Source organism: Campylobacter sp. 2018MI34, from assembly GCF_016598975.1.
GTDB lineage: Bacteria > Campylobacterota > Campylobacteria > Campylobacterales > Campylobacteraceae > Campylobacter_D.
The window spans coordinates 1-12,902 of sequence record NZ_JAENKS010000006.1 but is presented as its reverse complement, the minus strand read 5'-3'; the positions used below and the strand labels follow the sequence as shown (position 1 = coordinate 12,902).

The following is a 12,902-nucleotide window of genomic DNA, read 5'->3' as shown; positions in this document are numbered from 1 at the left end:
AGTCCTTAAAAAACAATTGTAAAAGCTGTTATTAAAAGATTAAAAACTGCTAAAGGAATTAAAATCAAATAACACATTCTCATTACCTGATCAGGACGCAATTGAGGAAATGCAGCCCTAGCCCAAAAATACCAGAAAAAAATAAAAACAGATTTTAAAATTATCATAATCCAACCAGGAATAATCCAAAAATCATTAAAACCGCCCAAAAATAAAAGTGAAACAAGAATAGCTCCTGCTATCATAGAAGCATACTCACCAATAAAAAACATACCCCAACGAAGTCCTGAATACTCTGTTCCATATCCAGCAACAATTTCAGCATCATTTTCAGTTAAACAAAGCGGGGTTCTATTTGTTTCTATAAATAAAGCGATGATAAAAAGAATAAAAGCTAAAGGTTGTTTAAAAATAAGCCAAGAAAGAATTCCATCGCTTTGATAATTATTAATATCTATAAGAGAAAAAGATCCAACAAGCATAACTATAGCAATTAAAGCTAAAGCCCCTACACTTTCATAAGAGATAATAGCCACCAAAGCTCTTGCTGCACCTAAGATAGACCATTTATTATTACTAGCAAGTCCTCCTAAAAATACCGCATAAAAACAAAGTCCAGAAGTTCCTATTACAAAAAGTAAAGCTACATTAATATCTGCAATAATTGGCTGAACTACTCTACCAAATAAAGTAAATTCGGGCAAAATAGGGATAGCTGATAAGGAAACAAAAGCACTAATAGCAGCAATTAAAGGAGCAATTGCAAAAATAATTTTTTGCGAATTTGAAGGGATAATATCTTCTTTTGTAAAAAGCTTAATCATATCAGCAACCAATTGAATCAATCCAAAAGGACCAACCATATCAGGACCTATACGTCTTTGAAAATATGCTAAAACTTTTCTTTCAGCATAAGTTGCAAAACCTGCCAAAGTAGCAAATACTGCAAGCACTACAACGCATTTAATCAAAGTTTCTATCGCAAAATAAGCAAATTCACTCATTATTTGCTCCTAATTTTTTAATTTTTGCTACAATAAATCTTTCTTTAAAAAAGCTTAAAGTATCAATCTTGCTATCAAAATAAGGTAAAAAAATACTATTTTTTAAATCTTTATCTATCCTTACACTAAGGATTATTTTTTTATCATCTATAAAAAATTCAACCAAATCTTTTTCATTTAAATTAAGCTTTTGAGATAAATCTTCACTCATGCCTAAAAAGATACTCTCCTTTAAAGCACTAGCTAGATTAGAATATCTTCCAAATTGATAACTTGGATTGGCACTATAAACTATAAATTCATTTTCTTTTAAAGCAAGAGAAGATTTAAGATCAGGTAAAATCCATTCTAAATCTGCATTTTTATCAAAAACTTTTGTATCCAAAAGATAACCTCTTTTATTTTCTCCACCATTAGTATAATAATTTTCTAAATGATCAAATTCTATCGGTAAAAATCCTTTATTGATTGGCAATCTCTTTGTATAATCAATGGTAAAATTCTCATCAAAACCTAAAGCATTTGCTAAATCATTTAAAAAATAACCATCAAATTCTAAGGCTGCATTAGTTGGAACTACTCTTTTATCGTAATTTACAAAAGTTCCTTCTTGTTGATTCAAACTAGAACTTTTAAGATCATTGTATTCCTCATAAGAAAAGCTAAAATCACCTTTTTCATTATATCCTAAAGTTTTTCCTTCTTTAGCTTCTGATAAATCACAAATTAATGAAACTCCTAAAGTATTTGTATGTGTTGGATTTAAGAAAATTTTAAAAGGAGTTGTATTTTGAATAAGAGCAAGAAGTTTAGCAAGTTTTTTAGAATTTTTATGAAAGTAAAAATCACTTCCTATAATCAAAGTAAAATTATTTTTCTTTAGCAATAAATCTTCTAATTTGTTCTCATCAATGCCTAAATTTTTAGCAAAAACAGATTTTTTTACCTCTACAAGCCTTTTTATCTTCTTAGGCAAAATCTTTTTTACTTCTTTTTGAATTTCATTACCTTCTTCATCTTTTTCTATTATTGTTTCTATTAATTCTTCATTAATACTTTCTTCTATTTCTTTATTTTCTTGGATAAAAAATTCTTCTAAAGCTTTTCTTATATTTTCATCTTGTGAAAATTTTTGTAATAAAAAGTATAAAATTTGTTCTTCATCTCCCACCTTATGAGTGTGAGTAATGAAATTTTTAGAATATTTTTTCACCCCTTCATCTTCTAAAGGATGAAAATAAAATCCTGCTCCTTTATTCATTACTAAAGCATTATTAATCTTATAACTTAGTGTTGGTGCATCATATCTTAATAAAGTTCCAACAACAACTAAAAAGTCACTTTTAGTTATATCTTCACTTGTTGCATTATAAATACTTCCTGAACTTTGTATAAAATCATTTAAAAATTCTTTAAAAGCTTTTGCCTCATCATTAATCAAACAAAGATCAAATTTCTTTTTCAAATTCTGTAAAATCAAAGCTTCTTCATTTGTGATAAAACTATTAAATTTAATATTTTTAATTTCCCCTTTTTTAATTAAAGAAATTAAATAATCAAAAGCTTTTTTATCTTTTTTTCCTGCACTTTGGGTGTCAAATCCATATCTTGCAGCCTTATTTAAAGTTGCAAAAGAAAAATCATTACTTACTCTATAAATTTTTGTTTTTTGTTCATTGATACTTGTTTGTTTCACATCATAATACATAAGCTCACAATCACTAGAATGCGGATTTGAAGCTGGAATCCTTTTTAATTCCCAAATATTTGAAGTATATTGAAATGAAGAACTAATAAGAGCACCTGTAGGACAAACGCTAGTACATTCTCCACAAAATGAACAATCAAGTTTGTCTCCACTAGAAGGACCTATTAAACTTTTTTGGAATTTAGTCCAAATAGCATAAGCATCTTTTCCCATATTTTCTTTAAAAGTGATATCTGGCATATTACCACCTCTAGGGACAGTTTTTAAAGCACTTTCACCTATCCTATCCTTACATACAGTAATACAACGTTCGCATACTATACAAAGTGCTGGATCATAATTGATAAATCCCCATTTTTTATGTGGTTTGTGTGTATCTTTAATCCAGTATTTTTGTTCATTTACTCTAGCTTTATGAGTAAAATTTTGAAGCTCACATTCTCCTGATTTATCACATACTCCACATTGTAAAGGATGATTAATACAATAAGCTTGCATAATCTCATTTCTTTCATCCCATAAATTCTTTAAATCACTCTCAACAATCATTTTATCTTTAGCTTTAGTATTACAAGAATATACTTTTTTGCCATCTGCTTCTACCATACACATACGACAAGCTAAAGTTGGACTACAACCGCTAAGATAACAAATCGCTGGGATAAAAATATTATTTCTTCTTGCAATATTTAATATATATTCACCTTCTTCAAAGAAACACTCTTTGCCGTTGATTGTTATTGTCATCTTGCTTCCTTTATGCAAATTTTAACAAAATCTAAACCCTCATTTTCATCATTTAAAAATCCTATTGTTCCGCTTAAATTTTCATCTAGATAAAGCTTAGTATTTAAATTTAAATTTTTACCTTGAATATTTACTTCATCTAAATGCTTAAATTTAGCAAGTTGTAAAAATTGCTTAGAACAATGTAAAAAATTATCATTTAATTTACTTTTAAAAACTACAAGTCCATCATAATTATCAAGTTCTTTTAAAGTTCCTAACTTAGAATCAGAAAAATCATATTCTTTTTCAAAAGAATCCAAAATTTGTAAATTAAATTCTTTACTTAAAATATATATAAAATATTTAATATTTTCAAAATCTTTATAAAATTTTAAGTTTTTATCAAAAATTAAAACCTTAGCTTTTTTTAAAAAATCTAAAATTTCTAAAGCTTCTTCCTCTGATATACAAGATTCCGCACTTAAAAAACCCTCATCTAAATCTTTAAATTTTTGTTTATTGAGTATTTTGCAAAGTAATGCTAAAACATAAGAAATGCTTGCTATTTCACATTTATAAAATTTAGCATTTAGAGCTTTATCTTGCAAACAAGAAATATTAATATTAGAACTTTTTTGTAATTTTTCGCATAAAATTGTGTTATTAAGACTAAGCATATTTACAAAACAAAATGCATTATCGCCACTTTTATAGTGCATTTTTATCCTTTTTTATTACTATAGTCCAATCTTTTTGATTAAATTTCAAAGAATTTAAAAGGGTGCATTTTTTTTCTTTTATAAAAGAAAAACTTTTCTCTACTGCAGAAAAATCTCCAATTTCAAAAAGTATAACTAAAACTTCGTCAAATTTAGCATTTGTAATTACTTCATCCATTTCTAAAAATAAATCTTTGCTCTTTCTTAAATCAACTCTTCTCATCTATCAATCTCACCCAAAACTATATTTACACTTCCCATAATAGCTACAACATCAGCCAAATAAGATCCTACAAGCATTTCTTCAAAAAAAGAACAATGCCAATAACTAGGTGTTCTAGCTTTAAGTCTATAAGGTCTGCTACTTCCATCTGAATGAATGAAAAAACCAAGCTCACCTTTTGGACTTTCTGTTGGAACATAAACTTCACCTTTTGGAGGCCTAAGTCCTTGTGAGATTAAAACAAAATGTTGTTGCAAAGAATAATTTTGTGTTAAAATTTGCTCTTTTGAAGCACTAACATATTCTGGATTATCAGCTAAAATTTCTGGCGGAGTATCTTTATAAAGTTTTATACATTGTTTTAAAATTTTCAAACTTTCTCTAAATTCTTGCATATAAACTTTATATCTAGCATAAGAATCACCTTGAGTAGCATAAGGAACCCCAAAATCGACTTCATTATAAAGCAAATAAGGCTCTTCTTTGCGTATATCATAACAAACTCCACTCGCTCTTAACATAACTCCGCTACAACCCCAATTTAAGGCTTGTTCTTTACTTACAACTCCAACATTTTCTGTTCTTAAACGCCAAATTCTATTATCATCAAGCAAAGCTTCATAATCTTCAATATCTTTTGGAAATTTATTACAAAAGCTTAAAAGTTCATCTAAAAAACCTTCAGGTAAATCAAGCATTACTCCGCCTATCCTCATAGAAGAATGCGTAAGTCTTGCTCCGCAGTATTTTTCTAATAAATCAAGAACATATTCTCTATCTCTAAAGCAATATAAAAATATACTCATTGCGCCAATATCAAGTGCGTGTGTAGCAAGCCAAAGCAAATGAGAAGCCAAACGATTTAATTCTAAAATTATCATACGAATTACAGCAGCTCTACGAGGAATTTCTAAGCCACATAATCTTTCAACTGCAGCACAATAAGCATAATTATTAGCACTAGCAGCAACATAGTCCATTCTATCAGTAGTAGGAATAAATTCTTGATAAATCATATTTTCAGCCATTTTTTCCATACCACGATGCATATAACCTATACAAGGACGTGCTTTAACAACTTGCTCTCCATCAAGCTCTAAAATAAGACGTAAATTCCCGTGTGCTGAAGGATGCTGTGGTCCTAAATTTATAATCATTTTAGAGTCTTCACGCTCAAATGCTATATTTTCATAATAAGGTTTTAACTTGGTAGGAATTTGCATATTAACGCCTTTTATCTAAAAATTTAATTTTATCTCGCTTGATCTTTTTAACAAAAGCCACGCCCTCTTCCTCTTGATACTCTAAAGCTAAAGAACTTTCAACTGGTGTTTTTGCTTTTTCAACTTGATGATATAATCTTGAAAAATTTAAAGTATCTTTATCATCAATAAAAGCTGGATCTCTATTTTCAGGTCCCACTACTTCTCTATAATCTTTTCCAAAAATTCTATCAATCTCATACCATTTTGCAAATTCATCTCCTTCTAAAGGATAAGTTTTTAATAAAGGATGTCCATACCAATCATCTGGCATTAAAATACGCTTTAAATTAGGATGATTTATAATAAAAATTCCAAACATATCATAAATTTCTCTCTCACTCCAATTAGCACCTTTAAAAACACTTGTAACACTTTGGAGTCTTTCTTTTAAAGCTACAAAAGTTTTAATTCTAACACGCAATCCTTTTTTTACATTAAGAAGTTGATAAAAAATTCCAAAACCATTACGTTGCGCAACAAAATCAATTGCACTAGCTTCAATAAAACAATCATAGCCTAATTCTTTAAGTAAAGTTAAAGCTTTTATATTATCTTCTTTTTTAATATCAAAAACAAGAGTGTTAAATTCGATAAAAGCATCTTGAAGATTAATTTTTTCTTGTAAAATTAAAAAATCATCTTTAAAAATACTTTCCTTAGGATCAGTTTTAACACTTTGTGGAGCATGATAAAACCTGTCTTCATAATAATTTTTTAATTGAACATTTTTTTTATCTTGATACTTTCTCATTACACTAGCCTTTTTGGAGCAATTTTACGACTTGCTTTTTCTTTTCTTATTTTTTTTTGCAAAATCATTAAAGCAAATTGAAAGCTTTCTGGTCTTGGAGCACATCCTGGTACATAAATATCAACTGGGATAATTCTATCAACTCCTTGAACAGTCGAGTAAGTATTAAACATTCCTCCTGTATTAGCACAACTACCCATAGAGATAACCCATTTAGGATCTGGCATCTGATCATAAAGTCTTCTTGTAAATTCAGCGTGTTTTTTAGATAAAGTTCCCGCTATAATCATCACCTCAGAATGTCTAGGACTAGCCCTAAAAATTGTTCCAAAACGATCAAAATCATATCTTGATCCTCCTGCTGCCATCATTTCAATCGCACAACAAGCCAAACCATAAGATAAAGCCCATAAAGAATTACTTCTACCCCATTGAACAATTTTATCAACTGTAGTTAAAACTACAGGAAGTCCATTTGCATAATTTACTTGATGCTCTGCCATTCAAACGCCCCTTTTTTATAAGCATATAAAAAACCTATTGCTAAAAGTAAAATAAATATTAAAATTTCAAAAAGTCCAAACCAACCAAGATATTTAAAAATTAAAGCCCAAGGAAATAAAAATACTACTTCAATATCTAAAAGTATAAAAACTAAAGCAACTATAAAAAATTGAGAATTCATTTTATTAGCTTGTTTTACAGGAATAGGACCACACTCATACATTCCAAGTCCTAATTTTTTACGATTTTTAGAAGCAAAAGAATTACCTATCTTAGAGGCAATAAAAACCAACCCAAAAAAAATAGCACTAGCTAATATTAGCATTAAAAATATACCAAAATACGGATGAGAAATCTCTATATGAGACATATATTCTCCTTAATAAGCATTAAACGTATTATAACACTTTTAATTCTTTAAAATTTATTAAACATATATATAAATTTTACTTAATTTTTTCTATATAGAAACTTATAAAATTATTTTATAAGTTTATTTTTTTATACAAAAAATCATTAAAAAACTCCTGTTGATGGGTTATAAAAATATAAGAAACTTTTTGTTTTTGCTGATAATTTTTTAAAAAATTTAAAATTTTTTGTGTATTTAAAATATCAAGTGAAGAAGTTACTTCATCTAAAATTAAAATTTCAGGTTTTAAAATCAATGCTCTTATAAGACCTATTTTTTGTGCCTCTCCACCACTTAAATTAAAAGGTTTTAAATTAAAAATTTCTTTTTTTAATCCAAAAATATCAAAAAAATATAAAATTTCATTTTCGTCTTTTTTTAAAGAAAAATTTTCATATACATCAAATAATAATCTTTTTATATTTTTATAAGGGTTTAAAGCAAGTTTTTGATCTTGAAAAATATATTGAATTTTATTTCTTAATTCTTTTTTCTGTTTAACATTTTGCAAACATAAATTTATTCCTTTATATAATACTTCTCCATATTTTGGAATTTCAAGCATACATAAAATCCTTGCTAAAGTGCTTTTTCCACTTCCACTTTCTCCTGTAATAATTAAATTTTCGCCACTTTTGAGGTTAAAATTTAATTCTTTAAATATAAATATTTCTTCTTTTTTTAAATACCAATGCTTTTTTAATAAATAGCTTTGAGTTAAATTTTTAACTTCTAGTAGCATAAAAACTCCAAAAAGCCTTTGTATATTCATTTTCTTCTTTAAAAAAATTATTTTTACTTATTTTTTGAGAAATTAAACCTTGATGCATTATCAAAAGTTCATCGGCTAAATCATAAACTATTTTTAAATTATGAGTAATAATAATAAGATTTATTTTATCTTTAAGTTCATATAAAAGCTTGATAATTTTTTCTTCATTCTTTTTATCAAGAGAAGAATTAATTTCATCACAAATTAAATATTTTGGTTCGCTTACTAAAGCTAAGGCAAAACTAATGCGTCTTGCCATACCAACACTTAATTGATGAGGATAAGAATGCCAGATTAAATCTAAATTTTTTAACCCTAATAAATCAAGATAATAAAAAGCTTTTTGCTTTCTTGATATTTTATTTAAATTTGTATGCGTTTTCAAAACAATATGAAATAATTCTCCAATATCCAAATAAGGATAAAGACTTAAATGCGCATCTTGTAAAACAAGGGCTGCTAAAGATCTTAATTTTCTTAATTCTTTTTCTTTTAAATTTAAAATATCAAAATTATCAATCTTAAATTTCTTAGCTTCAATCTTATAATCTTGATTTAAAAGTCTTAATAAAGACTTAACTAAAAGACTTTTTCCACTTCCGCTTTTTCCTATAATAGCCAAAGTTTTTTTGTCTTTTAAACTAAAAGTAATATTTTGCAATAAGGGTTTATTTTTAAAACTTAGGTTTAAATTATCAATTTCTATCATAATCTTACACCAAAAGTATTTTGCCAAAAACGTGCCAAAAAAAGTAAAGGTAAAATAAGTCCTAAAATAAACAAAAGTGGAAAAACAATCATCCACCAAGCCCCAAGAAATATAGCCTTACTTGCATCATTTAAAATATTACCCAAACTTGGAATTTCAAAAGCAAGTCCTAAACCAAAAAAACTTAGAGTAGATTCAGTATTGATAGAATGAATCACATTTAAAACAAATAATACCATTAAAAGTGAAGAACAAGGTGGAAGCAATTCTTTTAAAAAAGCTCTTATCTTAGAACAGCCCAAAACAAGGGCACACTCATAAAATTCAAGTTTTTCAAGACGTTTTAACTCATCTTCTAAAACTTTAGCTATAAAAGGAAAATGAGCTAAAGCTATAATAAAAATCATACTCCAAAATCCACCTTGTAAAAAACTTTGAAAAAACATAAGCAAAAGTAAAATTGGTAAAGATAAAAAAATATTTAACAAACGTATAAAAAAACTATAAAAAACTAAACGCATTAAAAAAACATAAAAACACGCAAAACAAATGGTAAGCAAAGAAGCAAAAATTCCTATTAAAAAAGAAGTTTTTAAAGCAAATAAAAGTCTAATAAATAAATCTCTACCCAAGGAATCTGTTCCAAAAATATATTCTTTGGAAGGACTTTGATAAACAGAATCAAGGTGTATTAAACTAGGATCATATCCACTTAATAAAAAATTAAAATATAAACATAAAATTATAAAAATAAATAAAAAAATACCAATTTTACGCATAATTTAATCTTGGATTTATGAGTCTAGCAAGCAAAGTGCTAATTAAAATAAAAAAATTAACCATTAAAACACTAAGCATAATTAAAAACATTGCTACAGGATAATCTTTAAAAATAATACTTTGTATCATTAAAAAACCTATTCCATTATAAGAAAATATACTCTCAACTACATAAGCACCCATTATAAAACTTAAAGCACAAGCACCAAAATAAGAAATAATCACCCCCAAAGAATGCTTTAAAATAAAGTGCCCATATATTCTTATTTTACTTAAACCTCTTGCAAAAGCATTAAGAATAAATATTTGATTAAAACTCTCAACAAAACTTGTTTTAGCTATGCGCACAAAAATAGCCAAATGTGATAAAACTAAAGTACTAAGAGGCAAGATTAAATGCAAAATTCGATTAGATAAATCATTTTCAAAACCTATATCACTTATACCTGAAATAGGCAAAATTTTTAAAAAAAATCCAAAAATTAAAATATGTATTAAAGCTAAGGCAAAAGGTGGCAAAGCAAAAAAACTAAGGGTAAAGAAATTAATCATCTTATCTATAAAGCCATCTTTATAAATTACACAAATTAAAGCTAAAATAATACTTAAAAAAAATAAAACAAATAAAGATGCTATGGTTAAAATAAAAGTATTTTTTAAAGGTTCTAAAATCAAAAAAAATACTTTTTCTCCGCTAATTAAAGAAGTTCCAAAATCTCCTTTGCAAACTTTTAATAACCACATTTTATATTGTTCTAATAAAGGTTTATCTAAATTCAAATTTGCTTCAATGCGATTTTTTGTTTCTAAACTTACTACATCATTTCCACTAGCAAATACAACACTTGTTTTACTATAATAAAGCATAACAAAACATAAAAATGAACTAAGAAACATTAAAACACAAGTAGCAAAAATTTTATAAATACTAATTTTTACTCCACTCATAAACATTCCAAGTAAATCCTACTCCATGATGACCTAAAATTCTAGGTTTTATACCTAAAATATTTGCTTTATAAACCAAAGCAAAATCTAAATAAGTTAAAAAAATAAAAGGAGGATCTTCGTATAGAGCTTCGATAAAATTAGAATAATATTTCTTTCTTTCTTTTACATCAAGAGAATTTCTTGCTAAAAATAAAGCTTCATCAACCTTAGCATTATGATAATGACCAAAATTCCATCCTGCTGGATTAATATCACTATCTTGTGAGCTTTCAAATACTCTAAAAGTGTGCAAATCAGGATCAAAAGGACTACCCCAACCCACTAAAAAACTATCTACTTTAGTATAGTCAAAACTTCCAGCTATTTTTGCAATTACTCTTGTTTTTACTCCAAGTTTTTTAAAATCATTTTGCAAAATTCCTGCCAAAACAACTCTTAAAGGATCATTACTCATTGCATAAATATCAAATTCAAGAACTTTTCCATCTTTTTCATAATAACCTTGTTTATTTTTTTTAAAACCCTCTTGCTCTAAAAGTTTTTGTGCTTTTGTCAAATCAAATTTATAACTTGGAAATTCCTTAGGATTAGCCCAAGATTTTTCTAAAGGGTGAGAAGCTATAAAACCATAATTATGCAATATATTTTTTACTATACTTTCTTTATCGACTGCATAATTTAAAGCTAGACGTATATTTTTATTTTTGAGAAATTCATTATTTAAATTAAACATCAAAGCTCTATAATCAGCTGAACTTTGTTTTAAAATCTTAAAGTTTTTATCATTTACAAAAGCTTTAAGTAAAGAAGAATCAATCAAAGCAACATCAATTTGCCCATTTTTAAGTTCAACTACACTAATATTTGGATCTGCTATATGTTTTAAAATAATTTTTTTACTTTTTACTTTTGCAAGATAATAATGCTCATTAGCATTAAATATCATATAAGAACCTTTTTTCCATTTTTCAAATTTATAAGGCCCTGTTCCTATAGGATTTTGATTAAATGAACTAGTATTTAAATTCTCATCTTTTAACAAATGATAAGGAAGTATTCCTATACTTAAAGCATCTAAAAAAGCAGGATATGGTTTTTTTAAACTAATTTTAATCTTATAAGGGCTTAAAATTTCTATTTTATCTACATCTTCAAAATTAACATATATAGAAGAGTTATTCTTTTTATCCATAAAAGCTTTAAGGCTAAACTCAACATCTTTTGCACTAAATTTAACTCCATCGTGCCAAAGCACATCTTCTCTTAAATCAAACTCATAATTTAAGCCATCACTACTTATTTTCCAAGATTTAGCTAAATCAGGTTTTAAATTCATATTTTCATCAAAACGCGTAAGTCCTGAAAAAACTAAAGATATAGCTACATCGTGATCTTCGCTATAAGCAGGATTTATCCTTGAAATTTCATTTTCTACTGCAATAACTAAAGTATCTTTAGGGGTTTTTGCATTTAAACTAATAATAAAAAATAAAGCTATAATTATCGTTCTTAACATTATTGTCCTTAATATTGTAGATAATTTGCATTATAACAAAATTTAAATATTTTTCAAATGATTTATCATATTGTTTAATTGAAATAAAATTATAAATATATAAAATAAAAAACATTACAAATTTGCTCATTTTATAAAAAATAAAAAACTTTCATAACCATCATAAAATCATTATAAATATTATTTAAATATCTATAAAATAATACTTTATTAAATTTGACTTAAAATATTTCTTGCAATAAAATAAATTTACATTATATTTAAAATAAGGAGATAGCTATGTTTAAAAAATATTTAGTGTTGTAGCTTTAAGTGCTTTAATTTCAAGTTCTGCTTTTGCAGAGGATATTCTTGCTAAAATAAGCAATGGAGCAATTAGTGATAATAGTATAGGTGTTAAAGTTTTAACTCTTGATGAGATGAAAGAGGTTAAGGGTGAGTATCAGTTTAAAAGAGATAGTGCCTTTGATTATAATGCTGGTTCTCTAAGTTCTTATGGCTATATTGTTTTAAATGATAACAGTAATGATCATGGAGAAGTAAGCAAGCAACTTGGTTATTCAAAGAATGGTTATATTGTAGCTAAATACCGCTATGTAAATAATCAAAAAGATTATTATTTGCAATATTTTTCAAGCAAATATGGTTCAGGCACAAATATTTGGGCTTATGCAGGAAGTCCTGCTTATGAAATTTTAAGACAATTCAAAAACAAATACTAATTCTTTCTAAATTTATTCCATTTTGACATAAAATGGAATAAATATTGCTTGTATTATTTTATATTTAGATTGAAGGCAGAAAAATCTAAATAAAGGATTTAATATGAGCATCTTTAGTATAAATGATAATTCAAGTT

At 26.6% G+C, this 12,902-nt stretch carries 14 protein-coding genes; 1 reads left to right on the top strand and 13 read right to left on the bottom strand.

All coding sequences use genetic code 11. The features are described from left to right. Window positions 1-5 precede the first annotated feature (5 nt). The 13 genes from nuoH to JG676_RS02705 all read right to left on the bottom strand — a co-directional run bounded on the left by nuoH (window position 6) and on the right by JG676_RS02705 (window position 12,043). Window positions 6-1,004, bottom strand: coding sequence for an NADH-quinone oxidoreductase subunit NuoH (gene nuoH, locus JG676_RS02765; protein ID WP_200169940.1), 999 nt, complete (start codon window positions 1,002-1,004; stop codon window positions 6-8). Then, window positions 997-3,459, bottom strand: coding sequence for an NADH-quinone oxidoreductase subunit G (locus JG676_RS02760; RefSeq protein WP_200217252.1), 2,463 nt, complete (start codon window positions 3,457-3,459; stop codon window positions 997-999). Before JG676_RS02760 ends, nuoH begins: the two co-directional genes overlap by 8 nt. After that, window positions 3,456-4,160, bottom strand: a complete 705-nt coding sequence (locus JG676_RS02755) for a hypothetical protein (protein ID WP_200169942.1) — start codon at window positions 4,158-4,160, stop codon at window positions 3,456-3,458. Before JG676_RS02755 ends, JG676_RS02760 begins: the two co-directional genes overlap by 4 nt. Further along, the gene (locus JG676_RS02750; protein ID WP_200169943.1) at window positions 4,150-4,383 is read right to left on the bottom strand and encodes an NADH-ubiquinone oxidoreductase subunit E family protein; all 234 of its coding nucleotides are present in this window, start codon (window positions 4,381-4,383) and stop codon (window positions 4,150-4,152) included. The genes JG676_RS02755 and JG676_RS02750 overlap by 11 nt, the downstream gene beginning before the upstream one ends. Then, window positions 4,380-5,606, bottom strand: a complete 1,227-nt coding sequence (gene nuoD / locus JG676_RS02745; RefSeq protein WP_200217251.1) for an NADH dehydrogenase (quinone) subunit D — start codon at window positions 5,604-5,606, stop codon at window positions 4,380-4,382. The genes JG676_RS02750 and nuoD overlap by 4 nt, the downstream gene beginning before the upstream one ends. 1 nt (window position 5,607) lies before the next feature. Then, a complete protein-coding gene (locus JG676_RS02740; protein ID WP_200217250.1) occupies window positions 5,608-6,399 on the bottom strand; it encodes an NADH-quinone oxidoreductase subunit C in 792 nt (263 codons plus the stop codon). Beyond that, the gene (locus JG676_RS02735) at window positions 6,399-6,902 is read right to left on the bottom strand and encodes an NADH-quinone oxidoreductase subunit B family protein (RefSeq protein WP_200169946.1); all 504 of its coding nucleotides are present in this window, start codon (window positions 6,900-6,902) and stop codon (window positions 6,399-6,401) included. The genes JG676_RS02740 and JG676_RS02735 overlap by 1 nt, the downstream gene beginning before the upstream one ends. Then, entirely contained in the window at window positions 6,884-7,273 is a 390-nt protein-coding gene (locus JG676_RS02730; protein WP_200169947.1) for an NAD(P)H-quinone oxidoreductase subunit 3, read from the bottom strand. Before JG676_RS02730 ends, JG676_RS02735 begins: the two co-directional genes overlap by 19 nt. Before the next feature lie 115 nt (window positions 7,274-7,388). Further along, window positions 7,389-8,057: an ATP-binding cassette domain-containing protein gene (locus tag JG676_RS02725; protein WP_200169948.1), complete on the bottom strand. Its 669-nt coding sequence runs from the start codon at window positions 8,055-8,057 to the stop codon at window positions 7,389-7,391. Further along, on the bottom strand, window positions 8,041-8,793 hold the full coding sequence (locus JG676_RS02720; RefSeq protein ID WP_200217270.1) for an ATP-binding cassette domain-containing protein: 753 nt from the start codon (window positions 8,791-8,793) through the stop codon (window positions 8,041-8,043). The genes JG676_RS02725 and JG676_RS02720 overlap by 17 nt, the downstream gene beginning before the upstream one ends. Continuing rightward, entirely contained in the window at window positions 8,793-9,575 is a 783-nt protein-coding gene (locus JG676_RS02715; RefSeq protein WP_200217249.1) for an ABC transporter permease, read from the bottom strand. Before JG676_RS02715 ends, JG676_RS02720 begins: the two co-directional genes overlap by 1 nt. Continuing rightward, the gene (locus JG676_RS02710) at window positions 9,568-10,524 is read right to left on the bottom strand and encodes an ABC transporter permease (protein WP_200217248.1); all 957 of its coding nucleotides are present in this window, start codon (window positions 10,522-10,524) and stop codon (window positions 9,568-9,570) included. Before JG676_RS02710 ends, JG676_RS02715 begins: the two co-directional genes overlap by 8 nt. Further along, window positions 10,505-12,043, bottom strand: coding sequence for an ABC transporter substrate-binding protein (locus tag JG676_RS02705; protein ID WP_200169952.1), 1,539 nt, complete (start codon window positions 12,041-12,043; stop codon window positions 10,505-10,507). The genes JG676_RS02710 and JG676_RS02705 overlap by 20 nt, the downstream gene beginning before the upstream one ends. A gap of 290 nt (window positions 12,044-12,333) precedes the next feature. Between JG676_RS02705 and JG676_RS02700 the strand changes: the two genes are divergently transcribed. Continuing rightward, window positions 12,334-12,765, top strand: coding sequence for a hypothetical protein (locus tag JG676_RS02700; RefSeq protein ID WP_200217269.1), 432 nt, complete (start codon window positions 12,334-12,336; stop codon window positions 12,763-12,765). Window positions 12,766-12,902: the final 137 nt, after the last annotated feature.

Coding starts and splice junctions, on each gene's coding strand:
- nuoH (WP_200169940.1), bottom strand. CDS start 1,004: ATGAGTGAATTTGCTTATTTTGCGATAGAAACTTTGATTAAATGCGTT.
- JG676_RS02760 (WP_200217252.1), bottom strand. CDS start 3,459: ATGACAATAACAATCAACGGCAAAGAGTGTTTCTTTGAAGAAGGTGAA.
- JG676_RS02755 (WP_200169942.1), bottom strand. CDS start 4,160: ATGCACTATAAAAGTGGCGATAATGCATTTTGTTTTGTAAATATGCTT.
- JG676_RS02750 (WP_200169943.1), bottom strand. CDS start 4,383: ATGAGAAGAGTTGATTTAAGAAAGAGCAAAGATTTATTTTTAGAAATG.
- nuoD (WP_200217251.1), bottom strand. CDS start 5,606: ATGCAAATTCCTACCAAGTTAAAACCTTATTATGAAAATATAGCATTT.
- JG676_RS02740 (WP_200217250.1), bottom strand. CDS start 6,399: ATGAGAAAGTATCAAGATAAAAAAAATGTTCAATTAAAAAATTATTAT.
- JG676_RS02735 (WP_200169946.1), bottom strand. CDS start 6,902: ATGGCAGAGCATCAAGTAAATTATGCAAATGGACTTCCTGTAGTTTTA.
- JG676_RS02730 (WP_200169947.1), bottom strand. CDS start 7,273: ATGTCTCATATAGAGATTTCTCATCCGTATTTTGGTATATTTTTAATG.
- JG676_RS02725 (WP_200169948.1), bottom strand. CDS start 8,057: ATGCTACTAGAAGTTAAAAATTTAACTCAAAGCTATTTATTAAAAAAG.
- JG676_RS02715 (WP_200217249.1), bottom strand. CDS start 9,575: ATGCGTAAAATTGGTATTTTTTTATTTATTTTTATAATTTTATGTTTA.
- JG676_RS02710 (WP_200217248.1), bottom strand. CDS start 10,524: ATGAGTGGAGTAAAAATTAGTATTTATAAAATTTTTGCTACTTGTGTT.
- JG676_RS02705 (WP_200169952.1), bottom strand. CDS start 12,043: ATGTTAAGAACGATAATTATAGCTTTATTTTTTATTATTAGTTTAAAT.